Annotated in this window: 17 protein-coding genes; 12 read left to right on the forward strand and 5 right to left on the reverse strand. The window is 65.5% G+C overall.

Annotation, left to right across the window (positions count from 1 at the left end; genetic code table 11):
* Positions 1 to 51 precede the first annotated feature (51 nt).
* Both LKE50_03425 and LKE50_03430 read left to right on the forward strand, forming a co-directional pair.
* The gene (locus LKE50_03425) at positions 52 to 780 is read left to right on the forward strand and encodes a TetR family transcriptional regulator C-terminal domain-containing protein (GenBank protein ID MCH3967662.1); all 729 of its coding nucleotides are present in this window, start codon (positions 52 to 54) and stop codon (positions 778 to 780) included.
* On the forward strand, positions 777 to 5,510 hold the full coding sequence (locus LKE50_03430) for a 2-hydroxyacyl-CoA dehydratase (protein MCH3967663.1): 4,734 nt from the start codon (positions 777 to 779) through the stop codon (positions 5,508 to 5,510). Before LKE50_03425 ends, LKE50_03430 begins: the two co-directional genes overlap by 4 nt.
* 27 nt (positions 5,511 to 5,537) lie before the next feature.
* Here the strand turns inward: LKE50_03430 and LKE50_03435 are convergent, their stop codons facing one another.
* Positions 5,538 to 6,530: a glycosyltransferase gene (locus tag LKE50_03435; protein ID MCH3967664.1), complete on the reverse strand. Its 993-nt coding sequence runs from the start codon at positions 6,528 to 6,530 to the stop codon at positions 5,538 to 5,540.
* A gap of 227 nt (positions 6,531 to 6,757) precedes the next feature.
* Between LKE50_03435 and rffA the strand changes: the two genes are divergently transcribed.
* Genes rffA through pepT form a run of 6 tightly spaced genes read left to right on the forward strand, consistent with a single transcriptional unit; the run spans position 6,758 to position 13,983 of the window.
* Complete coding sequence (gene rffA, locus LKE50_03440) at positions 6,758 to 7,894, forward strand: dTDP-4-amino-4,6-dideoxygalactose transaminase (protein MCH3967665.1); 1,137 nt, start codon at positions 6,758 to 6,760, stop codon at positions 7,892 to 7,894.
* Entirely contained in the window at positions 7,891 to 8,304 is a 414-nt protein-coding gene (locus LKE50_03445) for an EamA family transporter (GenBank protein ID MCH3967666.1), read from the forward strand. The genes rffA and LKE50_03445 overlap by 4 nt, the downstream gene beginning before the upstream one ends.
* Positions 8,301 to 8,654 (forward strand): multidrug ABC transporter, encoded by a 354-nt coding sequence (locus tag LKE50_03450; protein ID MCH3967667.1) that lies wholly within the window; start codon positions 8,301 to 8,303, stop codon positions 8,652 to 8,654. The genes LKE50_03445 and LKE50_03450 overlap by 4 nt, the downstream gene beginning before the upstream one ends.
* Positions 8,655 to 8,669: 15 nt before the next feature.
* Entirely contained in the window at positions 8,670 to 9,794 is a 1,125-nt protein-coding gene (locus LKE50_03455; protein MCH3967668.1) for an ATP-grasp domain-containing protein, read from the forward strand.
* A 5-nt stretch (positions 9,795 to 9,799) separates the two neighbouring features.
* Positions 9,800 to 12,724, forward strand: coding sequence for a YfhO family protein (locus tag LKE50_03460; protein ID MCH3967669.1), 2,925 nt, complete (start codon positions 9,800 to 9,802; stop codon positions 12,722 to 12,724).
* Positions 12,724 to 13,983: a peptidase T gene (gene pepT / locus LKE50_03465; GenBank protein ID MCH3967670.1), complete on the forward strand. Its 1,260-nt coding sequence runs from the start codon at positions 12,724 to 12,726 to the stop codon at positions 13,981 to 13,983. Before LKE50_03460 ends, pepT begins: the two co-directional genes overlap by 1 nt.
* A gap of 147 nt (positions 13,984 to 14,130) precedes the next feature.
* Here pepT and LKE50_03470 read toward each other — a convergent pair whose 3' ends face one another.
* The 3 genes from LKE50_03470 to LKE50_03480 form a co-directional block, all read right to left on the reverse strand.
* Complete coding sequence (locus LKE50_03470) at positions 14,131 to 15,585, reverse strand: glycoside hydrolase family 32 protein (protein ID MCH3967671.1); 1,455 nt, start codon at positions 15,583 to 15,585, stop codon at positions 14,131 to 14,133.
* Positions 15,586 to 15,815: 230 nt separating this feature from the next.
* On the reverse strand, positions 15,816 to 17,771 hold the full coding sequence (locus LKE50_03475; GenBank protein ID MCH3967672.1) for a glucose PTS transporter subunit IIA: 1,956 nt from the start codon (positions 17,769 to 17,771) through the stop codon (positions 15,816 to 15,818).
* A 444-nt stretch (positions 17,772 to 18,215) separates the two neighbouring features.
* Positions 18,216 to 19,196 carry a LacI family DNA-binding transcriptional regulator gene (locus LKE50_03480; GenBank protein MCH3967673.1) on the reverse strand — a complete coding sequence of 327 codons (981 nt, stop codon included), beginning with the start codon at positions 19,194 to 19,196 and terminating at the stop codon, positions 18,216 to 18,218.
* Between the two features lie 275 nt (positions 19,197 to 19,471).
* Between LKE50_03480 and LKE50_03485 the strand changes: the two genes are divergently transcribed.
* From LKE50_03485 to LKE50_03495, 3 genes are all read left to right on the forward strand, one after another.
* Positions 19,472 to 20,974 (forward strand): LCP family protein, encoded by a 1,503-nt coding sequence (locus LKE50_03485; GenBank protein ID MCH3967674.1) that lies wholly within the window; start codon positions 19,472 to 19,474, stop codon positions 20,972 to 20,974.
* Between the two features lie 88 nt (positions 20,975 to 21,062).
* Complete coding sequence (locus tag LKE50_03490; protein MCH3967675.1) at positions 21,063 to 21,899, forward strand: Cof-type HAD-IIB family hydrolase; 837 nt, start codon at positions 21,063 to 21,065, stop codon at positions 21,897 to 21,899.
* A gap of 68 nt (positions 21,900 to 21,967) precedes the next feature.
* On the forward strand, positions 21,968 to 22,774 hold the full coding sequence (locus tag LKE50_03495) for a Cof-type HAD-IIB family hydrolase (GenBank protein ID MCH3967676.1): 807 nt from the start codon (positions 21,968 to 21,970) through the stop codon (positions 22,772 to 22,774).
* Positions 22,775 to 22,801: 27 nt separating this feature from the next.
* Here the strand turns inward: LKE50_03495 and LKE50_03500 are convergent, their stop codons facing one another.
* Positions 22,802 to 23,416, reverse strand: coding sequence for a glycerol-3-phosphate acyltransferase (locus LKE50_03500; protein MCH3967677.1), 615 nt, complete (start codon positions 23,414 to 23,416; stop codon positions 22,802 to 22,804).
* A gap of 166 nt (positions 23,417 to 23,582) precedes the next feature.
* Between LKE50_03500 and LKE50_03505 the strand changes: the two genes are divergently transcribed.
* The gene (locus tag LKE50_03505; GenBank protein ID MCH3967678.1) at positions 23,583 to 24,023 is read left to right on the forward strand and encodes a DUF5684 domain-containing protein; all 441 of its coding nucleotides are present in this window, start codon (positions 23,583 to 23,585) and stop codon (positions 24,021 to 24,023) included.
* Positions 24,024 to 24,096 lie beyond the last annotated feature (73 nt).

Here is a 24,096-nt window from a genome sequence, read left to right on the forward strand (position 1 = left end):
ACGAGTCGTGGGAGACCTCCCGCGACCACGCTCTCGAGGAAGTGAGCACTGATGGCACCTACTACCGATGCGGTGTTGGAGCCGGCCGCGACAGGCCGGGTCGACCCGCGCACCGCACGATCTCGCCTGGCCCTGCGAGACGCCCTCGCTGCCGAGGTCTCCGAGGTCGGTGACCTCTCGCGCGTGACGGTGACCGCGGTGGCCGACCGCGCCGGCCTCACACGCCGGACGTTCTACTCGCACTTCCATGACATTCCCGACCTCGTGGCGCAGACGGAGGCGGAGGCCCTCGCGGACATGCGGGCCCTTGTCGAGGCCATCGCCGCGATCCATCTCGACGACCTCAACGAGCGCGTGAGCGCGGGTGAGCCCTGCCCCGGCTCGGTCGAGCTCCTCGACTGGTTCCGGGCCAACGGCTGCTACCTCACCGCGATGCTCGGCCCTGGCGGTGACCCCGCCTTCATGGAGAAGGTCAAGGCCATGGTGCACGAGGCCGTGGCCGTCCGTGCCCTCGACGGCATCGACGTCCGTGCCCTCGGCGCCTTCTTCGACTATTACCTCACCTTCGCGATCTCGGCGGAGGTGGGCGTGCTGCTGCGCTGGCTCGCTGGCGGCATGCAGGAGTCGAGCCGCGTGATGGCCCAGCTCATGACGGCGCTCATGTTCGTGCGCCCCGGTGACCTGTACGGAAATCCCATCGACCTCGACGTCACCTCCTATGGTCTTGCGATCATGGGTTCGATGATGTCGGGCGAGACCGACGGAGGAGAGCAACGATGACGAACCATCCCGAATCCAACCAGGTACAGGCCACGTCCGGCCATGGCATCGACCTTGTGGCCGATGGCGCCGAGCTCAAGCCTGCGCACGAGGTGGACCTCGGCCATGCCGACCTCCGCCTGGGCATCGACGTCGGCTCGACCACGGTGAAGCTCGCCGTCATCGACGAGGACGCCCATCTGGTCTATGCCAACTACCAGCGCCACCATACCGACATCCGTGCCACGGCCAAGGAACTCTTCGATCGTGCCCGTGGTGCCGTGGGCGACGTGCCCATGCGGGTCTCGATCACCGGCTCGGGTGGCCTGCTCCTCTCGCAGTGGCTTGACCTCGAGTTCGTGCAGGAGGTCATCGCCTCGAAGCGCGCCGTCGAGACCCTCATCCCCCAGACCGACGTGGCCATCGAGCTCGGCGGCGAGGATGCCAAGATCATCTACTTCCAGGGCGGCATCGAGCAGCGCATGAACGGCACCTGCGCCGGCGGCACGGGCGCCTTCATCGACCAGATGGCGAGCCTGCTCCACACGGATGCGGGCGGCCTCAACGACCTCGCCAAGAAGGCCGAGCACATCTACCCGATCGCGAGCCGTTGCGGCGTCTTCGCCAAGTCCGACGTGCAGCCGCTCCTGAACGAGGGCGCGGCACCCGCGGACGTGGCAGCCTCGATCTTCCAGTCGGTCGCCAACCAGACGGTGTCGGGCCTTGCCTGCGGTCATCCCATTCGTGGCTATGTGGCCTTCCTCGGCGGCCCGCTCCAGTACCTCTCCGAGCTCCGCAAGCGCTTCTACGTCACGCTCGACCTCGACGAGGAGCACCGCATCGTCCCCGAGAACGCACACCTCTTCGTGGCATGCGGCGCGGCGCTGGCCGGCGAGGCTGCCGACAAGGTCACGTTCGCCGACGTCATCGAGTCCCTCGAGAACCTGGGCGACACCCAGGGATCCGAGGTCGAGCGCCTTGACCCGCTCTTTGCCGACCAGGCAGCGCTGGACGAGTTCCACGAGCGTCATGATGCGCAGGTGGTCCCCAAGGGGACCCTCGACGGGTATCACGGCCGGGTCTTCATCGGCATCGATGCCGGCTCCACCACGCTCAAGGCCGCCATGGTGGGTGAGGCAGGGCAGCTCCTCCACACCTGGTACGGCTCCAACAACGGGGACGTGCTCGGCACGGCCCGCACCGTCATGGACGACTTCTACGACCACATCCCCGATGGCTGCACCATCGGTCATGTGACCACGACCGGGTATGGCGAGGCGCTGCTCATCGAGGCGCTCCAGGCCGACTCCGGCGAGATCGAGACGGTGGCGCACCTGCGTGGCGCCAAGGCCTTCATCCCGCAGGTCGAGTTCATCCTGGACATCGGCGGCCAGGACATGAAGTGCCTGCAGGTAAAGGATGGCGTCATCGAGCACATCATGCTGAACGAGGCGTGCTCGAGCGGCTGCGGCTCGTTCATCGAGAGCTTCGCCAACGCCATGGACATGTCCGTGCAGGACTTCGCGAAGGAGGCCGTCGCGGCAAAGCACCCCGTCGACCTCGGCAGCCGCTGCACCGTCTTCATGAACTCCCGTGTCAAGCAGGCCCAGAAGGAGGGCGCCACGGTGGGCGACATCGCGGCGGGCCTCTCGTACTCCGTCATCAAGAACGCCCTGTTCAAGGTCATCAAGCTGCGTGACTTCGACGAGATCGGGAAGTACGTGGTGGTTCAGGGCGGCACCTTCATGAGCGATGCCACCCTGCGTGCGTTCGAGCTGCTCACCGGTCGCAAGGTGATCCGTCCCGACATCGCCGGCTGCATGGGTGCCTATGGTGCGGCCCTGCTCGCCCGCGACCGCGCCGTCGAGGGGCGTGACTCCTCCGTGCTCTCCCGCGAGGGGATCGACAACCTCACCGTCAAGCACATGAACGTCCACTGCGGACGCTGCTCGAACAACTGCCTGCTCACGGTCAACGACTTCGGCGGCGGGCACAAGTTCATCACGGGCAACCGCTGCGAGAAGGGCGCGGGTCACAAGAAGTCGAAGACGGCCGCCCCCAACCTCTTCGAGTTCAAGAACAAGCTGCTGTTCGACCGCGACGGTCTCGCGCCCGATGAGGCGCCCCGCGGCACCGTGGGCATCCCCCGCGCGCTCAACATGTACGAGAACTACCCCTTCTGGCATGCCTTCTTCACCAAGCTGGGCTTCTCGGTGGTCCTCTCGGACCAGTCGACCAAGGCGACCTATGAGGCCGGCATCGAGTCGATGCCGTCGGAGTCGGTGTGCTACCCGGCCAAGCTCAGCCACGGCCACATCATGAACCTGCTGGCCAAGGACCCCGACTTCATCTGGATGCCCTGCATCAGGTGGGAGCGGACCGAGGACGAGGGCACCACCAACCACTACAACTGCCCCATCGTCATGAGCTACCCGCAGTCGCTGGGACTCAACGTCGACGAGCTGGCCGACCCTGCGGTCGAGTACCTCGACCCCTTCATCCCCTATGACGACAAGCGCGAGCTCCAGCGCCGTCTCTATGAGGTCATCTCCGTGCAGCGCGAGGCCGACGCCAAGGAGGGTCACGGTCGCTTCAAGGGCGACCACATCACCCGCACCGAGGTCGACGCCGCGGTCAACGCCGCGTGGGCTGCCGACGAGGAGTTCCATGACGAGATGCACCGCAAGGGCGATGAGGCCCTCGAGTGGATGGAGGCCCATGATGCCCATGGCATCGTCCTGGCCGGCCGTCCCTACCATAACGACCCCGAGATCAACCATGCCATCCCCGAGCTCGTGAACTCCTTCGGGTTCGCGGTCCTCACCGAAGACTCCGTGGCCCACAAGATGCTTCCCGAGCGTCCCATCCGCGTGGTCGACCAGTGGATGTACCATGCGCGCCTCTATCGCGCGGCTCGCTTCGTGGCTACCAGGAACGACCTCGACCTCATCCAGCTCAACAGCTTCGGCTGCGGCCTCGACGCCCTTACGACCGACGAGGTGCAGGAGATTCTCGAGTCGTCAGGCAAGATCTACACCGTGCTCAAGATCGACGAGGTCTCGAACCTCGGCGCCGCCCGCATCCGCATCCGCTCGCTCATGGCGGCCCTGAAGGAACGTCGCGAGGAGCTCGTGCGCGAGACCGAGGCCGGCGAGGTCCACGAGGTGGCCCCCATCGACGTGCACAAGGCGGACGGCTCCCTCGAGCTGACGCGCCATGCCGACCCCGCCCGTCGTGCCCCCGTCTATCGCGAGAGCACGCCTTCCTCGTTCAAGAAGGTCCGCTACACCGAGGCCATGCAGGAGGCCGGCTACACCATCCTCTGCCCGCAGATGGCTCCCATCCACTTCGACCTGGTCCAGGAGTTGCTCAAGCACTACGGCTACAACATCGAGCTGCTCCCCTCCGTCGACCGCGGCGCCGTCGATGCGGGCCTCAAGTACGTCAACAACGACATCTGCTATCCGTCGATCCTCACGGTGGGCCAGATCATGGAGGCCATCGAGAGTGGCCGCTATGACCTCACCAAGACGGCTGTGCTCATCTCGCAGACCGGCGGTGGCTGCCGTGCCACCAACTACATCGCCCTCATCCGCAAGGCGCTGAAGGACTCGGGCCACCCCGAGATCCCGGTGATCAGCCTCTCGGTGGCAGGCAACCTCGACGAGAAGAACCCCGGATTCAACGTCATGAAGCCCGGGCTACTCCTCCGTGCCATCTACTGCCTGGTCTATGGCGACCTCATCATGCAGCTGCTCTATCGCGTGCGTCCCTACGAGACCAAGCAGGGATCGGCCGACGCGCTCTATGACGAGTGCATGGGATATGCCAAGGCGCTCCTTCCCACGGCGAGCCGCAAGCAGTTCTACGAGCTCTGCCAGCAGACGGTGGACGCCTTCCAGGCCCTGCCCCTGACCGACGACCGCTCCAAGCCCCGCGTGGGCGTGGTGGGTGAGATCCTCGTGAAGTTCCATCCCACGGCCAACAACCAGGTCGTGCGTGTGATCGAGCGCGAGGGGTGCGAGGCCAACGTGCCGGGTCTGGTGGACTTCTTCCTCTTCGGCCTCACGAGCCCCATCAACATGGAGGCCGAGCTGGGCAGCAAGGCCAAGAGTCGCATCAGCCACATGGCGGGCATCCGCTTCATCGATGCCGTGCGGGCGCCCCTGAACGACATGCTCGCGAAGGCTGATCGCTTCGAGCCCTACGAGGATGTCTTCGACCTGGCCGACAAAGCCGACAAGATCCTGTCGCTGTGCAACACGATGGGGGAGGGATGGCTGCTCACGGCCGAGATGGTCGACCTCATCGAGACCGGCACGCCCAACATCATCTGCTGCAGCCCGTTCGCATGCCTGCCCAACCACGTGGTGGGCAAGTCCGTGATCAAGCGCCTGCGCCAGATGCACCCCGAGTCGAACATCGTGGCCGTGGACTACGACCCCGGCGCCTCCGAGGTCAACCAGCTCAACCGCATCAAGCTCATGATCAGCGTGGCCAAGGAGAACTTCGACGCCAACCGCGGCGGCAGCTTCCGCGTGGAGAACCCCGACGACCCCACGCTCCACGTGGTGGCGCCCTATACCGCCGAGCCGTCCGTGGCCGACCAGGAGATCAATGGTGACCCTGCGGCCTGCGGGGCCTCATGCGGCACGATGGACCTGCACCTCTCGGACGAGCAGCTCGCCCGGATCAAGGCTGCCGAGGACGAGGCGGCCGAGCGCTCCGAGAAGGAGCCTGCGACCAGGTAGCGCACCTGCCTCTGGGAAGGGCGGCGCCTATCGGGCGGCGTCGTCCTTCCCGGAGGCGGCCTTCGCTGTGGACGAGGGGCGCGCGCCCCCACCACATCTCTCGCGCACCACGTACTGGGGCGACTGGTTCTGGCTGATATAGATACGGCCCACATACTCGCCCACCAGGCCGAGCGTCACCATGATGAGGCCGCCCACCACCAGCAGCACGCACATGAGGCTCGACCAGCCGGCGTCGATGGCGGAGTCGAAGATGATCTTGCGTACGAGCACCACGAGCGCGAAGACGAAGCCGACGAGCGCGAACACGCTGCCGAGGATGGTCGCTACGCGGAGGGGCTTCACCGAGAAGGCCGTGAACCCGTTGAGCCACAGTGACAGCAGCTTTCTGAGCGAGTAGCCCGAGGCTCCCTGCTCTCGCTCGAGATGGCTCACCTCGACGGAACGGATGCGGCCGGCACTCCTCAGGAAGAGCCCGTCGACATAGGGGAAGGGCCCCTGGTAGCGGACGACCTCCTCCACGACGGCGCGTGTGGCCGCGAAGTAACTCGAGAGGTAGAGACCCCTGGGCTTGTCGAGGAGCCAGTGGGCCATGTGGTCGTTCACCGTCGAGCCGAACCGACGGAATCCCGAGGAGAATCCCATGCCCTCGTAGTGGCAGTACACCAGGTCTGCGCCTTGCTCGATCTGCTCGACCAGCTTGAAGGCCTCGGAAGGGGGCGTCTGACCATCGTCATCAAGGGAGATCACGATGTTGCCCGAAGAGGCACGATAGCCGGCCATGAGTGCGGCATGCTGGCCGAAGTTGTGCATCATGCACAGGCCGGACACCTGGTCATGGGCCTCGCAGAGGCCTTGGATGACATCCCAGGTGGCATCTGGCGCGTTGTCGTTCACGAGCAGTACCTCGCACGTATAGCGCTCGTCGGATTCCACCGTTGCGAGCACGTCGTCGACGACGGCGGACAAGGTCTGGTCGCTGTGGTAGCACGGGATGACAAAGCTCAGGAGCTGGGTCATGGGGGACGCTTTCGACGGAATCTGACAGGGCATGGTGCGCCACGACTCCGTAGGATACCAGTGAGGTATCGGGGAGGTGTGGCGTAGACGGGTTTCAGCCTCCATCTGCTCTTGTCCTTCCTCTGGAAGATGGCCGCCCTTGCAGGGGGTGTCCGCGAGACGTGGCACTATAGGAAGGCAGTCCCTCCCGAGGGGGCGCCTGCCAAGCTGAGAAAGGTCCATCCTGCATGATCAGTTTCAACGTGCCACCCTGCGTGGGGACGGAGCTCGAGTACCTCAAGCAGGCAGTCGAGTCTCATAAGATCTCCGGCGACGGCGAGTTCACCAAGAGGTGCCAGACCTGGATCCAGGACCGGTTCCATACCCAGCGCGACTACCTCACGACGAGTGGCACGTCCGCCCTCGAGATGGCAGCCTGCCTCTGCCGCATCCAACCTGGGGACGAGGTCATCCTCCCCAGCTTCACGTTCTCCTCGACCGCCACGGCCTTCGTGCAGCAAGGCGCTCGCCTGGTCTTCTGTGACATCCGCCCTGACACCATGAACATCGACGAGAAGCGCATTGAGGAGGCCATCACTCCCAAGACCAAAGTCATCGTGCCGGTGCACTATGCGGGCGTCTCCTGTGAGATGGACACGATCATGGGCATCGCGCGGGCGCATGGCCTGCGTGTGGTCGAGGACGCCGCCCAGGGCGTCATGTCCACCTACAAGGGCCGGGCCCTCGGTACCATCGGTGACTTCGGCTGCTACTCCTTCCACGAGACCAAGAACTACTCGATGGGCGAGGGCGGCGCCGTCTGCATCGCCGATGCTGCCGATGACGACCATGCGGAGATCCTTCGCGAGAAGGGCACCAACCGATCGAAGTTCTTCCGTGGCCAGGTGGACAAGTACACCTGGGTCGACTACGGCTCGAGCTACCTGCCGAGCGACATCCTCGCTGCCTACCTGTGGGCCCAGCTCCAGGAGGCTGACCGCATCAACGACGACCGTCTTGCCACATGGGACGCCTATGACGAGGCCTTCCGTCCGCTTGCGGGCAGGGGACTCGTCGACCTGCCGCACATCCCCGAAGGCTGCGTCCACAACGCCCATATGTACTACGTCAAGCTCGCTGACCTTGACGAGCGTACGCGGTTCATCGCCTTCCTCAAGGACCATGGGGTGCAGTCCACGTTCCACTATGTCCCGCTCCATTCGGCCCCTGCAGGTCTGCGATTCGGACGGTTCTCAGGCGAGGATCGCTACACCACACGCGAGAGCGAGCGCCTCACGCGCCTGCCCATGTACTACGGGATGACGCCTCATGACCGTGACCAGGTCATCTCTACGGTCCTCGCCTTCTTCGGGGAGCGTGCGTGAGCGGAAGCGGCTCAGGAGGGACGTCTCACGGTACGAGGCGCACGGGCGTCCGCGTGCTTCTCGGGCTGCATGTGCTTCTCGGCGTCTATTCGCTGTCGGATGTCCTCAGCAAGAAAGCCTCTGGCACCGAGTTCATGACCCCGGCGTTCATCGTGTTCTATGGCGGGGTGCTCGTGCTGTTGGCCGTCTACGCGCTGGGGTGGCAGCAGGTCATCAAGCGCATGCCCCTCTCGAGCGCGTATGCCAACCGGGCCGTGACCATCGTCTGGGGGATCCTGTGGGGGCTCGTCTTCTTTGGTGAGCCGATAACCTGGGGCAAGCTCGTCGGTGCCGCCCTCATCATGTGCGGCATCGTGGTCTTCGCGCGTGCCGACAAGGCCGAGGGCGACCTTGGGGGCGGTGTCTCGTGAACGGCATCCAGTGGGGATATGCGGCCGTGCTGCTCGTGAGCGTCTTCGTGAGCGCGGTGAGCCAGGTCATGCTCAAGAAGGCCTCGCAGCGGACCTATGCCTCGACCTTCGCCGAGTACGCCAATCCCCTCGTGGTCTCGGCGTATGCCATCTTCGTGGGAACGACGCTGCTCACGGTCCTTGCCTATCAGGGCATCCCGCTCTCGCTCGGTCCCGTCCTCGAGGCCACGAGCTACGTCTATGTCACCATCTTTGGTGTCACCATCTTCCATGAGCACGTCGGAAGGCAGAAGCTCGTGGCACTCGCACTCATCCTTGCCGGCATCGCGGTCTTTGCGGTGCTGGGCTAGTCGCGGAGGTATCGCATGACCAGGAAGCTCGCCGTCATAGGCGCATCGGAGCTCCAGGAGCCCCTCATCGAGAAGGCCCATGAGCTCGGCCTCGTCACCCACGTCTTCGCGTGGGAGGCGGGCGACATCGGCGAGCGCACTGCCGATGTCTTCCACCCCATCTCGATCGTCGAGAAGGACGCCATCGCCGCCGAGTGCGCCCGCGTCGGCGTGGACGGCGTGGCGACCATCGCCTCCGACCTTGCCAACATCACGGTGGCCTCCGTGGCCGATGAGCTAGGTCTCACCGCGAACTCCCTTGGCTGCGTGGCACGTTCGACCAACAAGCACCTCATGCGCGAGACCTTCGAGGCGGCCGGGTGTCCCAGTCCCAGGAGCCGACTTGTGCGGAAGGGGGAGATTCCAGACCTTTCGGACATGTGCTGCCCCCTCATCGTGAAGCCTACCGACCGCTCGGGGTCGCGTGCCATCACCAAGGTCGATGGCCCCATGGGGACGTCCGCGTTCGAGGCCTCGCTGGCCTCTGCCCTCGAGGCAGCCTGGGACCAGAGCTTCGAGGGCGCTGCCCTCGTGGAGGAGTGGCTCGAAGGCCAGGAGTATTCGGTGGAGTTCTGCTCCTGGCAGGGTCACCATACGTTCCTCGCACTCACGCAGAAGCAGACCACGGGCGCGCCGCACTTCATCGAGACGGGCCATCTCGAGCCGGCTCCCGTGGATGCGGAGACGCTCGAGCGGGTGCGGTCTGTGGTGGGACACGCGCTTGATGCCCTGGGGGTGACCTGTGGTGCTTCGCACTCTGAGATCAAGATCGCGCCTGATGGCAGCATCGGGATCGTGGAGATAGGAAGTCGCATGGGCGGTGACTGCATCGGTAGCGACCTCGTGCACCTCTCCACGGGTGTGGACTTCGTACGGGCCGTGGTACAGGTGGCCCTCGGTGAGGAGCCTGACCTCACGCCGACGGGTCCGACGGGTCCTGCCGAGGTACGCTACATCCTCGGCCAGGCCGATCTCGACGAGATGCATCACCTTCAGGTCACCGACCCCGGACGCATCGTGCGGATGAGCGAGATCCGTCCGTTGGACCATGAGGTCACCGACAGCGGCAGCCGTTTCGGCTTCTATATCGTGAGGGGCTAGCGAGGATGGAAGACAAGAGGGAGAGGGACGACGAAGGTGCACGCTCGGCGCGCACGACCCGTCGCGTGCGCCATTCCCGTCGGGGCCTCATGGGGGCTCTCGAGGCCTCCGAGGACAAGCTCGCGGTCTGGGAGCAGTCCCGTCCTGGTCGTTTCCGCGCCGCCTACTGGCGCTGCTACAACAGGGCGTTCCTTCTCCTTCTGCTCGTCGTGCTTGGCACCTATCTCGTGAACGGTCGCTCCATCGTGTGGCGGGTGGACGGACTTGAGCAGTACTACCAGTTCTTCGCCTATGAGGGGGAGTGGCTGAGGGGAATCCTCTCGTCCCTCCTCTCCGGGCAGGGGCTCCAGGTGCCGCTCTGGACCTGGGACCTGGGCTATGGGGCCGACATCCCCACGACGCTCGATGTCATCTTCGACCCCGTGAACCTGTTCTCCGCGCTCGTGCCGGTACGCTATTCCGAGTATGCCTATCAGGCCTGCGTCGTCCTGCGCCTCTATCTGGCCGGTATCGCGTTCTCCGCCTATGCCCTGCGCCGCGGCAGCTCCCGTTTCGGCACGCTGGCGGGTGCCATGACCTACGCGTTCTCGGCCACCCTGCTCGAGGGGCTCGTCTGGCCCGGTTCCATGGTGGGGGCCATCCTGTTCCCCCTCGTCCTTCTCGGCGTGGAGAAGGTCCTTGCTGGCGAGCGGCCCTACCTGCTCATAGGCATGGGCGTGTTGCTCTTCGTGGCCTCCTACTACTACGGCTACATCATCGCCATCTTCCTCGTCGCCTACTGCCTCGTGCGCGTCCGACAGGTCGAGGGGACCTTGGCGCCTCGTGTCGTACTCTCATGGGCCGTGCGAATCGGTGGGTGCCTCGTGCTGGCCATCGCCGTCTCGGCCTTCTCGCTCGTGCCTGCCGTCGAGGCCTTGACGGGCATGAGCCGGTTCACCTCGAGTTCGGTCACCGAGAGCATCACCTATTCGCTCTCGTACTATCTTGGGATCGGTCCGGGGCTCGTGTCGGGGTATGTGGTGGGGAGCGACTGCTACGTGGGGTATGGGGCAGTCGCCCTGCTGGCTTGCGCGTCGTTGCTCTGCCATAGGCACGAGCATCGTGCCCTGAGAATCGCGCTCGTCGCGTGCACGGCCATGCTGCTCGTACCCCTTGCCGGCAGCATCATGAACGGTGGGAACTACGCCACCAACCGCTGGGTCTTCGTCTATGCCGCCCTTGTCTCCTATGTCGTCTCGATCGAGGCACCTCGGCTGCTCCATCTCGAGCGGCATGACCTCTATGTGCTCATTGGCGTGGGCATAGGCCTTGCCGTATGGACGTTCGTGGTGGCGAGCGCGCGTACCGAGGGGAACGTCGCGGCGCTGTTCTGCGTGCTTGCCGTCCTGCTCGTCCTCGCGCTCGACGACGTCGCGCCTCGTCGTCGTCGCTATCTGCTCATGACCTGCCTGGTCTGCTCGCTCAGCATCAATGCCTTCTACTTCATCGATTCGAGCGAGGGCGGCGTGTCGACCAACGACTCGGCCCTCACGGCGATGTATACGGGTCTGACCTCGGATAACCCCACGAGCCTGGCCACCACGATTGACGATGACTCCTTCTGGCGCCTTGATGTCGATCCAGCCGGTTCCACCGTGGCCGGAGGGCATTACTCGATCCCTTCGAATTCCGGTCTGCTCCAGGACCTCAAGAGCTACAACTTCTACAGCTCCATCTATGACTCTGACGTCGACCGCTTCCACACAGAGCTCGGGCTCTGCGACGCAGACGTCAACTTCTTGTATGACAACCTCGGCGGTCGCTCGGCGCTCGAGGCAATCTGCTCCACCAAGTACTACCTCGTCCCGGACGAGGGGGACATCACCGCTGCCTATGGCTATGACACCACGGTCGTGGCCCAGGGACAGGTGAACGGCGAGTCCTATAAGGTCTACGAGGCCGATGACGCCCTGCCACTGGGCTTCACCTATTCGAGCGTCATCTCTCGCTCGACCTATGACTCGCTTTCCATGGCAGGCAAGCAGGAGGCCCTCCTCCAGGGGTGTGTCGTGAGCGATGACGAGGCATCATCCACCAGCGTCCCCACGACCGAGCCCACCATCGAGAGCACCACGGTCGACTCGTCCGTGGTCTCCAGCAGCGGCTGCTCCGTCTCTGACGGCTCCATCAAGGTGGATTCCGCGGGGGCCACCGTGACCCTTTCCTGCGCCGGCCTTTCGGGCAGTGACACCTATCTCCAATTTACCAACCTCCAATACGAGAGCCTCCTGCCGAGCGAGGCCTATTCCTCAGACCAGTGGAATGCGCTGCGCTGGTATCAGAAGGCGAAGGTCCTGCTCGAGGACCAGAGCTACTCGTGCCCATCCGGCTATAGGATCAGTGCCTCTGCGGACAAGGGGAGCGCTGCTCGTTTCATAAGCAACAGCAGGTCGACCTCCCACATGTATGGTGGAAAGACCAATTGGCTGCTTGACCTTGGGTACTCTGACGAGGCACAGTCAACGGTGACCTTGACGTTCAATACGACCGGCATCTACACGTTCGACTCGATGGACATCGTGTGCCAGCCGCAGGACGGCTTTGACTCGCAGGTCGTCGCCCTTGGCGAGGAGACGATGCAGGATACCGTGGTCGGCTGCAACTCGGTGACGGGCGACGTCTCGCTCTCGTCCGAGAGGATGCTGTACTTCTCGATACCCTATTCGAGTGGCTGGACGGCAACCGTCGACGGAGAGCCGGCGACGCTCATAGAGGCCAACACCGCCTTCATGGCGCTCGACCTTCCGGCGGGGGAGCATACCATCGAGCTCCACTACATGACGCCCGGACTTCGCGAGGGTGCGGCCGTGAGCATGTGCGGCCTTGCGGCGCTTGTGGGTGTCATAGTGTTGCAGGAACGACACAGGAGAGGGACGAAGGGTGGCAAGTGATGGGTGACATGCAGACAAGTGACGTGCTCGAGCGGTTCCTGCGCTATGTGCAGGTGGACTCGCAGTCCGACCCGGCGCACGAGGACGTGACGCCTTCCACGGCGTGCCAGCATGACATGGCGACCCTGCTCGCTGGAGAGCTCAGGGACCTGGGCTGCGCGGATGCCACGGCCGACGGGCACGCCTACGTCACCGCCACGGTGCCGGCCTCGACCGGAGCCGTGGGTCTGCCGGCCCTCGGGCTCTGCGCGCACATCGACACCTCGTTCGACGCGCCGGCGCATGCCGTGAGCCCGCACATCGTACGCTACGAGGGAGGTGCGCTCGTCTCCGGCGTGGTCGACGGCCGTGAGGTGGCCTCGACGCCCGAGACGAACCCCGACCTGGCCCAGATGGTGGGCTGCGACATCGTCTGCTCCGATGGCACCACGCTCCTCTCGGCAGATGACAAGGCTGGCGTCGCCGAGGTCATGGCCCTGGTGGCCCGCCTCGCGGCCGACCCGACCCTTCCGCACCCCACGCTGAAGATCGCCTTCGTGCCCGACGAGGAGATCGGCCATGGTGCGTCCCTGCTCGACCTCGACCGCTTCGGCGCGGCCTGGTGCTACACCGTGGACGGCGAGGAGCTGGGTGAGTACAACTACGAGTGCTTCTCGGCATCGCAGGCCACGGTGCATGCGGTGGGCACGATGGTCCATCCGGGCAGTGCCAAGGATGTCATGGTGAACGCCCTCACGGTCCTGCGCGAGTTCGACGAGATGCTGCCTGCCTGGGAGCGCCCCGAGCATACCTGCGGCTACGAGGGCTACTACCACGCGCTCTCGATGTCGGGCTCGGCGGCGGAGGCCACGTACACCTACATCGTGCGCGACTTCGACGCGCAGGCCTTCGCGGGTCGCGAGCAGACGCTCCGTGACGTCGCCGCCTTCCTGAACGCGCGATACGGCACGAGCGCCCATGTGGACGTGGACGTCCGCGAGGAGTACCGCAACATGGCCGAGAAGTTCGACGGGCTCGGCTTCCTCATCGACAACGCAGCCGAGGCCAACCGCCTGGCTGGCATTGACGCGCATGCGGCGGCGGTGCGCGGCGGCACCGATGGCGCGCAGCTCACCTTCCGCGGCCTGCCCTGCCCCAACCTGGCGACCGGCTGCCACAACGCCCATAGCGTGCGCGAGTTCGTGGCCGTCCGTGACCTCGAGGCGACGGTCGAGGTGCTGACCGCCCTCGTGGGGCTCTTCGCCGTCCCGCAGGAGTAGCGGCACGTCGTCCTTCTCGTCCCGATCGGCCTGCGCCGCGGTCCACCCTCATGTCGAGGTAGCGCCTTCGGCACCTTCTGACCCCTCAAAAGGTGCCGAAGGCGCTACCTCGACGCCATCTGTCGAGAGGAACGGTCCCGCCGGGTCTTAGCGGGTGCCTGCAAGCGCCTCGCTCATCACGTCGGCCATAGGCCAGACGTGGGTCTCGGCATCCCCGCAGGAGACGTCCAGGCGGACGGCGGACGTGGACGGGTACCAGCGCGTCGTCATCACCGTGGCACCTCCGTCGAGGTAGACCTCCATGATCGAGCGGTCGCAGAGGATGCGCAGGTCGTCGACGTGGCCCACATGCGCCCGCCGTACGTCGCGCCCGTCGCCGGCCGTGCCGTCGAAGGCGAGCGTGAGGGAGCCGTCATCGCATGCCAGGACGACCGAGCCGTTGCTCGCGGCCGCCAGCGTGACCTTCCAGGAGCTGGCTGTGATGCCCGTGACCTCGAGGTCGAAGCGGCCGTGCTCGAAGGTGACCTCGTCGTCCAGCAGCGGGGCCTCGTTGCCGCGCAGACGGGCGAGCTCGCCCACGGGACGCTGGCAGACGGTGCCGTTGCTGCCTCGTGTGAGCTCGCGAGGGACGGTGAGGCAGTGCATCCATCCGAGCTCGCCGGTCGGATTGCCATAGGGGACGTCGGGAAGGCCTGCCCAGCCGATGAGGACGGTACGACCGTCGTCCGTGGCGAAGGTCTGCGGCGCGTAGAAGTCGAAGCCGAGGTCCCACTCGCGGAAGTCGTCGACGTCCACATGGCGGAGTGGCACGCCATCCTCCGCCATAGCGTCGGCCGAGAGGAGCCTGTCCTCGAGCGGCACGTAGCCGGACTGGTAGACGTTCTGGAAGCGCAGGTGCCCATGCTCGAGACCTTGCGGGCAGAATGCCAGGTACTCATGGCCGTCGAGCGAGACCCGGTCGGGGCACTCCCACATGTAGCCGAAGGCGCCGGGCGTGCCTGGGCGCACCTCCTCCTCGAGCTCCCAGGTCGCACCGTCGTCATCCGAGCGATAGACGAGGGCGGCTCCCTCGGAGTCGAGGCCGCGAGCCCCCAGCAGCATGTGGAGCGTGCCCGCCTGTCTCCAGACCTTCGGGTCGCGCACATGGCACGAGCACCAGGAGGGATAGTCGGCGTTGCGAAGGACCACGCGCTTGCTCGAGAGGTGCTCGCCGTCGGCCGAGGTGACCTCGATCTGGTTGGCGAGCCTGCCGCTCGTGATGTAGTCGTGCTTGCCCGGCAGCTTGACGTTGCCGGTGTAGACCAGGTGCAGGAGACCGTCGTCACCTACGAAGGCCGATCCGGAGTAGGCGCCGGTGGCGTCGTCTGCGGTGTCGGGCATGAGGGCCATGCCCTGCCATTCCCACGTGACGAGGTCGCGGCTCGTGAGGTGGCCCCACCCACGGGTGGCATCCAAGGCGGGCCAGTCGGGGGAGCACTGGCAGAACACGTGGTAGGTGCCCTCGAACTGGCAGAGGCCGTTGGGGTCGTTCACCCAGCCGGCTGGCGGCAGCAGGTGGAAGCCGGGACGCCAGATGTCACGTGCTGAGGGGCTGCCGGTCATGGTGTTCCTTTCGGATGGTGTGGGGTGCGTGCAAGGCCCTTCGTCCTTGGGTTGCCAGACGGATGGGAGCGGGGGCCCAGCTTGCTGTCGACGAGTTCACGCTGGTGGTGAGACGATCGATGAGGTGCGGGCGGAGGGGGAGGCTTCTGGACGAGTTCCGCAGCGCTCTGTGCGAGGACTGCTCGAGCCCAGAGGTCACCCCCTCCGCCCCTTCAGGCGATGTGCGTGGTCTATCCCAGGACGATGACCTCGTCGCCGGCCTTCACGTCGGAGCCCTCGGCGGCGGACGTGTCCACCGAGGCGTACTTGTCGGTGTTGGTGACCACGATCGGGGTGATCGTGTCGTAGCCGGCGGCCTTGATGGCGTCGAGGTCGGCCTTGATGAGCAGGTCGCCCGCCTTCACATGGTCACCGGTGGCGACGCAGGCGGTGAACGGCGTGCCGCCCATCTCGACGGTGTCGAGGCCGATGTGGATGAGGACCTCGGCGCCCTTGTCGGAGACGATGCCGATGGCGTGCTTGGTCTCGAAGAGCATCGTGATGGTGCCGTCGCAGGGCGAGCAGACCTGGCCCTTGGCAGGCCTGATGGCGACGCCCTTGCCCATGACGCACTTCGCGAAGGTCTCGTCGGGGACGTCGGACATGGCCACGCAGGCGCCCTCGATGGGGGAGACGAGCGTCTCGGGCTCAGGGTCCTCGGTGCTGGGGAGCTCGGTGACGGTGGCGTCGCCGGCGTCCTGCTCGGACTCGTCGTCGACGGGGTCCTTGTAGAGGAAGAAGGAGATGCCGAAGGCGATGACGAACGAGACGACCATGACGAGCGCGTACTGGAGCGTGCAGTTGGTGGTGGTGAGGAAGCCGAAGAGCCCGGTGATGCCCATGGCCGTGGCATAGACGCCGAGGATCGAGCTCACGGCTGCGCCGAAGGCGGCACCGATGCAGGCGGCGATGAAGGGCTTCATGTTAGGCAGGTTGACACCGAAGATGGCAGGTTCGGTGATGCCGAGGAAGGCCGAGAGGGACGAGGGGAGTGCGAGCTCCTTGGTCTTGGCGCGCTTGGTCTTGACGGCGACGGCCAGGCAGGCGGCACCCTGGGCGACGTTGGCGGCGGTGGCGATGGGCATCCAGGTGTCCATGGGGGTGGCCGCGGCGAGCATGCCCATCTCGAGGGCGTTGTACATGTGGTGGATGCCGCAGACCACGGTAGGCGCATAGACCGCGCCGCAGAGGAACGCGCCGATGCCGAACGGGATGGTGATCAGGTACTCGACGCCGGAGAGGATCCAGTTCTCGAGGGTGGCGAAGACGGGCCCGAAGATGGTGAGCGTGAGGAAGCCGGTCACGAGGACGGTCACGAGCGGGGTCACGAAGAGGTCGATGATGTCAGGGACGTGCTTGTGCAGCTGGATCTCGAGCTTGGACATGAACCACACGGCGATGACCACGGGGATGACGTGTCCCTGGTAACCCGTGGCAGGCACCTGGTAGAGGCCTCCCAGCAGCGGGAAGTACGAGATGGCCTGTTTGACGATCGACTGGGCTCCCGTGACGGAGTCGGTCGCGATGGTGAAGGCGGTACCGGCCGTGATGCTAGGCACGTCCCATGCGCTCGTGAGCGAGGTATGGATCATGATCATGCCGATGACGGCACCCAGGTAGGGGTTGCCGCCGAAGACCTTGGCGGCCGAGAAGCCGATGAGGATCTGCAGGAAGACGAAGGACGCGTTGGAGAAGAGGCTGATCATCTGGAACTCGCCGGTGTCAGCGAGCGCCGGGAAGGCCTGGCCGAGGCCGTTGCACAGGCCCATGAGCAGGCCGGATGCCACGATGGCGGGGATGATGGGGACGAAGACGTCGCCGAGGGCCTTGATGGCGCGCTGGAACCAGTTGCCCTTCCTGGCACCTGTGGCCTTGGCCTCGTCCTTGGAGGAGGCCTCGACGCCGCTGACCTTGATGAACTGGTCGTAGACCTTGTTGACCGTGCCGGTGCCGAAGATGATCTGGAGCTGACCGGCAGCCGAGAAGACCCCCTTGACGCCCTCGGCGTCGTCGAGCGCCTTCTTGTTCACCTTCGAGTCATCGGCGATGACCAGACGCAGGCGTGTCGCGCAGTGCGCCGCCGACACGAGGTTGCCCTTGCCGCCGATGGCGGCGAGCACCTCTTCTGCTGCCTTCTTGTAGTCCATCTTGTGTCCTCTCTGCTTGGCTCGATGCGGAAACGGTTCCATACAGACCGCGAAAAAAGAACGGGAACGATTCGAGGTGGCCTGTGTTTCTCGCCGTCTGATGTGGAATCGGTACCACGTTCAAGAAGGATGATACGACCGCTTTCGAGAGGAACCATCGAGAACGACCAACATCGGCCAGAAGTCACCGCGAGCGGTCGGTAATGGGTGCTGGGCGGCGTTCGAGGCGCTCACGGGCTGCATCGGCCGAGCCGACGGTCGCTCATCGCGAGCCGCGGGTCACCATCGCCAGGCAACGTCCCTTGACGCCCGCGTTGCCTGCCCGGAGTGACCCTGGTACCGGTCGCGGGCACCGCCGCGGGTCACCATCGCCAGGCAACGTCCCCTGACGCCCGCGTTGCCTGCCCGGAGTGACCCTGGTACCGGTCGCGGGCACCTTCAGCGCTAGCGCGTGGACTCGCGCAGCACGAGCTCGTAGCCCATCTTGACCTCGCGGCGCACCTCGGCCTCGCCGCGCATCATGCTCACGAGCATGCGCGCCGCCTCGGAGCCGCTGGTGCGGTAGAACAGGTGGGCGGTCGAGAGCGGCGGCGTCATGACCTGCGAGAGCATCCCGTCGCCCATGCCGGTGACCGCGACCTTCCCCGGGATGTCGATGCCCCTCTCGTGCAAGGTCACCATGCAGCCGGCGGCGATGTTGTCGGTGGCGCAGACGATGGCGTCGCACTCGGGGTGCGCGTCCATGAGGCGCGACGTCCCATCGCGGCCGCTCTCCATCGAGAAGTCCACGCCTACCAGCATGTCGTTGGGCACGCCGATGCCTGTCGCATGCGCGGCGTCGAGGAACGCCTGCCTCCGCATGTGACCCGCGGCCTTGTCGCGGTCGGTCACGCCCAGGAAGGCTGGGTGCCTGGCCGTCCCCATCACGTGTGCCGCAAGGTCGAGCATCGAGTTGTAGTCGTCGAAGAAGACGCATGAGTGCCTCTCGAGCCGCTGGCCCAGTACCACGACGGGCACCGACAGCTCCTTCATGGCCTTGAGGTGCTCTCCCGTGAAGATGGTGCCGATGAGGATGATGCCATCGACCTGCTTCTCGTCGAGGACGTGCAGGAAGCTCACCTCGGCGCGCTCGTCGTTATCGGTGTTGGCAAGCAGGGTGGAGTACTGCGCCTCGTCGAGGGTCGATGTGATGCCGGCGACCTCGCGACCGATGGCTTCCGAGTTGATCTTGGGGATGATGACGCCCACGAGGTGCGTCTGCCCGGTCCGCAGCGTCTGTGCGCGCGAGGAGGGGACGTATCCCGTCTCGTCGATGACCTTCTGGATGCGCTCGCGCTTCTCGGCGCTCACGTAGCCATCGTTCAGGAAGCGCGACACCGTGGTACGTGACACGTCGGCGAGACGTGCGATCTCGTTGATGTTCAAGGTTGCTCCCTCGTATGTGGCTGTGCCCACGCGGATAGTCTACCCCGTGTGGAATCGTATCCATACCATCCTCTTGCGAGAAGGTCGCCCCTCTGGCCCCGTCCGTCATCAGCTGGGAGTCAGGTGGCCTTCTGCTCCGCAACAGCCTTGTGCGAATACGGGGCGCATCCCGAGCTGGCCTTATGATTAGTCGGTCGCATGTATGTCCAACGCGGGCATGTCGTGCTCGGCCAGGTCGCCTGGCCTGCGCATCGTCCCACATCCAGGAGGTCCCCTTGTCCCGTAAGCCCGAGCGCCGTCCGAACACGACCTACCGACGCTCCTCGCATGCCTCGTCGTCTGCCTCCACGACGACTCGCCATGCCTCCCGTGCGTCGAGGCCGGTCTCGCCCTCCTCGTCCCTCTCGCGTGACACCTATCTGGTACGTCAGACCGAGAGGCGGCGTCGGCGTCGGCGCAAGCATGCCCTGGTGGCCGTGCTGACCACGCTCGCGGTCCTCGCGGCGGGTGCCGGGGTGGCGTGGGCCTACTTCAGCAAGGTCTCGAGCAACCTCGGCGACGGCGTCGACGACTCGCTCCGAGCCGAGCTCACCTCCACCTCGGACACCGAGCCCTTCTACATGCTGCTGCTTGGCACCGACGAGAGCGAGGAGCGTGACGCGGACTCCTCCACGGACGGCACGTATCGATCCGACTCCATGCTGCTCGTGCGCGTGGACCCCCAGAACATGCAGGTCACGCTCGTGTCCATCCCGCGCGACACCATGGTCGAGATGGGGAGCCATGGCACGCAGAAGATCAACGCCGCCTATGCCTATGGTGGCGCGACCTATGCCGTGCAGATGGTCGAGCAGCTTGCCGGCGTGAGCATCTCGCATTATGCCGAGATCGACTTCGACCAGTTCGCGACGATCGTGGATGACATCGGCGGCATCGACGTGGACGTCCCCATGGAGATAGACGACGAGGAGTACACGGGCCACCTCGACGCTGGCGAGCAGATCCTTACCGGCGAGCAGGCCCTCATCCTCTGCCGCAGCCGTCATGCCTATGACGACTATGGCGACGGGGATGCCTGTCGCTCCTCCAACCAGCGCCTGGTGATCGCCGCCATCGTGGAGAAGGTCCTCACCCTCGACCCGGTGAGCATGGCAAGCACCATATCGACCCTGTCGGGCAGCGTCACCACCGACATGAGCCTCACGGACATCCTCTCGCTCGCCACGCAGATGAGCGACCTCGACGTCGAGAACAACGTCTACTCGGGGGCCGTCCCCACCACCTCGGAGTACCTCAACAGCATCTGGTACGAGGTGGTCGACACCGACGACTGGACGCAGATGATGGCGCGTGTGGACGCGGGCCTCTCGCCGTACGAGAGCGCCGACGACGACCCGACGGCGGGTATCGCCGGTGGCATCGACAGCGTCAAGAACGCCGACGGCTCCACGGGCGACTCCACCACCACCGGCACGGTCGAGGTGCAGAACGGGACGTCGACCCAGGGGCTCGCTGCCACGGCGGCGTCAACGCTCACGAGCGACGGCTACACCACCACGGCCACCAATGCCACCTCGACCAGCCATACCAAGACGCTCGTCATCTACAGCGACACGGACGACGCCGACAAGGCCCAGGCCGTTGCCGACGCGCTGGGAGGCACGGCTACGGTCGAGAAGGACGACGGGTCGTACTCGCTGTTCACGGACGTGCTCGTGGTCATCGGGTCGGACTGGTCGGCCTCGGCCACCACGTCGACCACGTCCTTGGCCGCATAGGGTCCATCCCCTTACCGGACCTTTGCCTGTCTCCTGCCTAGTCCCTGGTCCTCTCGGGTAGAATGCGAGAGGTACAGAAGGGAACTGCATGATCAAGCTCGTGCTCTCAGACATGGACAACACGCTGCTGGCCTATGGCAGGCCCTATGTGTCCGACTTCGCGCTCGACGCGATCCACAAGCTCCAGGCGACAGGCGTCACCTTCGCCCCGGCCACGGGCCGCGGCATCGTGGAGCTGCGCCACTTCTTCCAGGGCGACGAGGCGGCCTGTTCCTGCGCGCTCGTCTCGTCGGGCAAGGAGGTCTGGGTCGACGGCGAGCTCCGCCAGCGTACGGCGGCCCATCCACGGCAGCTCGCGCAGGTGGTGGCCACCCTCCATGACGTGCCTGATGCCTGCCTCGTCGCCTACGGCGATGGCGAGCATCCCACGCTCGTCGTCGACCTCGCGTCCAAGTACCTGCCTCAGATAGAGCCCCTCTTTCCCATGGGGGTCCAGCCTGTCGACCAGGCACCCGACTATGACGTCGTGGCCTGCGGCATCATCTGCGGTGGCGACGCAGCCCACCTCGAGGCCGTGCGTGCCAGCCTGCACGAGGCCTGTCCCGACCTCGACTTCATCCGTTCCGTCGACCACTGGTGCGACATCGTGCCGGCGGGCTTCACCAAGGCCACGGGCGTGGAGGCCCTCGAGGGGCTCCTCGACGTACGCGCGGCCGACGTGGTGGCCTTCGGCGACTCCGACAACGACCTGGCCATGCTCGAGCACGTGGGCGAGGCCGTGGCGGTGGCCAACGCCAACGACCGGGTGCGTGCCGTCGCCCGCTGGCACATCGGCTCGGCCGAGGACGAGGCCGTGCCCCATGCCCTCCTGGACATCGCGGCGTCCGCGCTCGACGGCAGCGTCCCCGCGTTCATGGCAGGTTGACGCAGACCCGCCCGTTCTTCTCGCCATCCACCGCGTGCCACCTGGCATGCGCCTACGAAGGGAACCACATGATCAAGCTCATCGCGTCAGACATGGACGGCACGCTTCTCGACGAGCGCTCGCACGTCCCACCCGAGACCTTCGACCTCATCCGTGAGCTCTCTGGCCTGGGCATCCACTTTGCCGCGAGCTCGGGCCGTCGCTATGACACCCTCTGCGAGTTCTTCGAGCCGGTGCGCGACCAGATGGACTTCGTCGCATCCAACGGGTCGCAGGTCTATGCGGACGGCCGTCTCATCGATCGTGAGGTCTACAGCCACGCGGCGCTCCAGCGACTGCGTAGCGTGGTAGGCATGTTCGACTGCCTCCACCTGGTCATGTTCGACCGCACGCGCAGCTTCCTCTTCGACGACGAGAGCCTCTACGAGCGTGAGATGGACAAGGACCTGCCCAATGCCGAGCGTGTCTTCGAGGCACCGGGCCCTGACGTGAGCATCCTCAAGGCGTCCATCTTCTGCGACGCGGACGACCAGGTCATGGACATGGCCTATGCCCTCGACCGCGAGCTTGGCGCCGACTTCGTCTTCGCTCCATCAGGCAAGAAGTGGATCGACGCCATGCAGCCCGGTGTCACCAAGGCGTCGGGCATCTCGCAGGTCATGGCCCACTATGGCATCGGGAACGACGAGGTCATGGCCTTCGGCGACGCCATGAACGACTACGAGATCCTGCGCATGGTGGGCAACTCCCGTGCCATGGGCAACGCGCGCTATGCCATCAAGCAGGTGGCCGCCGAGGTCGTGGGCACCAACGTCGAGCAGGCCGTGCAGCAGGAGATGCGCAAGGTCATTGCCGAGGCGCGCAGCAGGGGATAGCGCGGCCTGGCCGCAGGGCATGCTGGCTCAGTGTCGCCGCAGCCTGCCGAGAAGGTCGGTCCTGCCCGTCTCGCCGGTGGATATGCCGGCCACGGCGGGTGCGTGGGCGCGCAGCATGAGCGCCCCCAGGGCTGCGGCCACCACAATCTGGTCCATGCTCCCCGAGGCGAACGAGAAGGCCAGGTAGACGGCAGAGATGACGAGCGCCCCCACGCAGAGGTAGCCTGACCCCACCACCGTGACGCCGCCGGCCAGCATCGAGACCAGTCCGGCCACGGGCGTGGCGATGATCGTGCCCGCGCAGGTCGTGGTCACCCCCTTGCCACCGCGGAAGTGGTGCCATGCGGGGAAGGTGTGGCCCAGCGTGGTGCCGAGGGTGGCCCAGAGGGCGGTCGTCGTCCAGCCGAGCTCGGGCATCAGGGCCCAGCAGACGAGTGCTGCCATGACGGTCTTGGCGATGTCGCCGCCCAAGGTGTAGAGGCCCCACCTGAGGCCGAGGCTGTGGGCGACGTTGGCCATGCCGGGGTTTCCCTCGCCCAGGTCGAAGACGCTCTTGTGCGAGACGTGCCGACAGACGAGCTGCGCCGTGAGGATGCAGCCGAACGCGTAGCCGATGGCAAGGCATATGAACCGTTCGGCCATCTGGACCCCCTCGGGTGCGCGTGCTTCTCGCCTGGTCGCCAGCTTTCTACCCGATTCGGCAGAAAGTTTGCAGATTTCGTGTACACTGCTGGTAGGAGCCGCGCCCTTGTACCCATCGTGTGCGGTCCGATTCGTGCAGGAGCCGCATCCCTTTGGAGGAACGCATATGTATACCGATACCGCGCTCGCCCTGTTCGCAGGTGTCTCGATCCTCGTCGCCGTGCTGCTGGTCATCGTGCTCTACGTGCTCTATGTCATCGGCTACTGGAAGATCTTCTCCAAGGCCGACGAGCCTGGCTGGAAGTCCATCGTGCCGTTCCTCAACGCCTACACCGAGTTCAAGGTCACGTGGAAGACCAGCATGTTCTGGCTCTGGCTCGTCCTCGTGGTGCTGGCCGCCATCTTCGGCACCAATGGGAACGACCAAGGGTTCATCGCCAGCGTCCTCGCCATCGCCATCGCCGTCCTGCACATCGTGGCCTGCAGCAAGATGTCCAAGGCCTTCGGCAAGGGCATCGGCTACACGATCGGCCTCGTCTTCCTGGAGCCGTTCTTCATCATGGCGCTTGGCTTCGGCGACGCCGTCTACCAGGGGCCGCAGGAGTAGCTGCCCCCACGCGTCCGCAATCCCGTCCGTCCGGGGTGCCGCGCGGCCTCTGCCGCGTTGCCCCGGACGGCCC

The sequence above is a fragment of the Atopobiaceae bacterium genome (genome assembly GCA_022483015.1).
In the GTDB taxonomy this organism is placed as follows: Bacteria; Actinomycetota; Coriobacteriia; order Coriobacteriales; family Atopobiaceae; genus JALCUE01.

What these genes read in the sequence shown, in the direction of transcription:
- LKE50_03490 (MCH3967675.1), top strand. Translation starts at nt 21,063, where the DNA reads ATGATCAAGCTCGTGCTCTCAGACATGGACAACACGCTGCTGGCCTAT.
- pepT (MCH3967670.1), top strand. Translation starts at nt 12,724, where the DNA reads ATGGGTGACATGCAGACAAGTGACGTGCTCGAGCGGTTCCTGCGCTAT.
- LKE50_03470 (MCH3967671.1), bottom strand. Translation starts at nt 15,585, where the DNA reads ATGACCGGCAGCCCCTCAGCACGTGACATCTGGCGTCCCGGCTTCCAC.
- LKE50_03455 (MCH3967668.1), top strand. Translation starts at nt 8,670, where the DNA reads ATGACCAGGAAGCTCGCCGTCATAGGCGCATCGGAGCTCCAGGAGCCC.
- LKE50_03495 (MCH3967676.1), top strand. Translation starts at nt 21,968, where the DNA reads ATGATCAAGCTCATCGCGTCAGACATGGACGGCACGCTTCTCGACGAG.
- LKE50_03430 (MCH3967663.1), top strand. Translation starts at nt 777, where the DNA reads ATGACGAACCATCCCGAATCCAACCAGGTACAGGCCACGTCCGGCCAT.
- rffA (MCH3967665.1), top strand. Translation starts at nt 6,758, where the DNA reads ATGATCAGTTTCAACGTGCCACCCTGCGTGGGGACGGAGCTCGAGTAC.
- LKE50_03500 (MCH3967677.1), bottom strand. Translation starts at nt 23,416, where the DNA reads ATGGCCGAACGGTTCATATGCCTTGCCATCGGCTACGCGTTCGGCTGC.
- LKE50_03505 (MCH3967678.1), top strand. Translation starts at nt 23,583, where the DNA reads ATGTATACCGATACCGCGCTCGCCCTGTTCGCAGGTGTCTCGATCCTC.
- LKE50_03460 (MCH3967669.1), top strand. Translation starts at nt 9,800, where the DNA reads ATGGAAGACAAGAGGGAGAGGGACGACGAAGGTGCACGCTCGGCGCGC.
- LKE50_03425 (MCH3967662.1), top strand. Translation starts at nt 52, where the DNA reads ATGGCACCTACTACCGATGCGGTGTTGGAGCCGGCCGCGACAGGCCGG.
- LKE50_03435 (MCH3967664.1), bottom strand. Translation starts at nt 6,530, where the DNA reads ATGACCCAGCTCCTGAGCTTTGTCATCCCGTGCTACCACAGCGACCAG.
- LKE50_03475 (MCH3967672.1), bottom strand. Translation starts at nt 17,771, where the DNA reads ATGGACTACAAGAAGGCAGCAGAAGAGGTGCTCGCCGCCATCGGCGGC.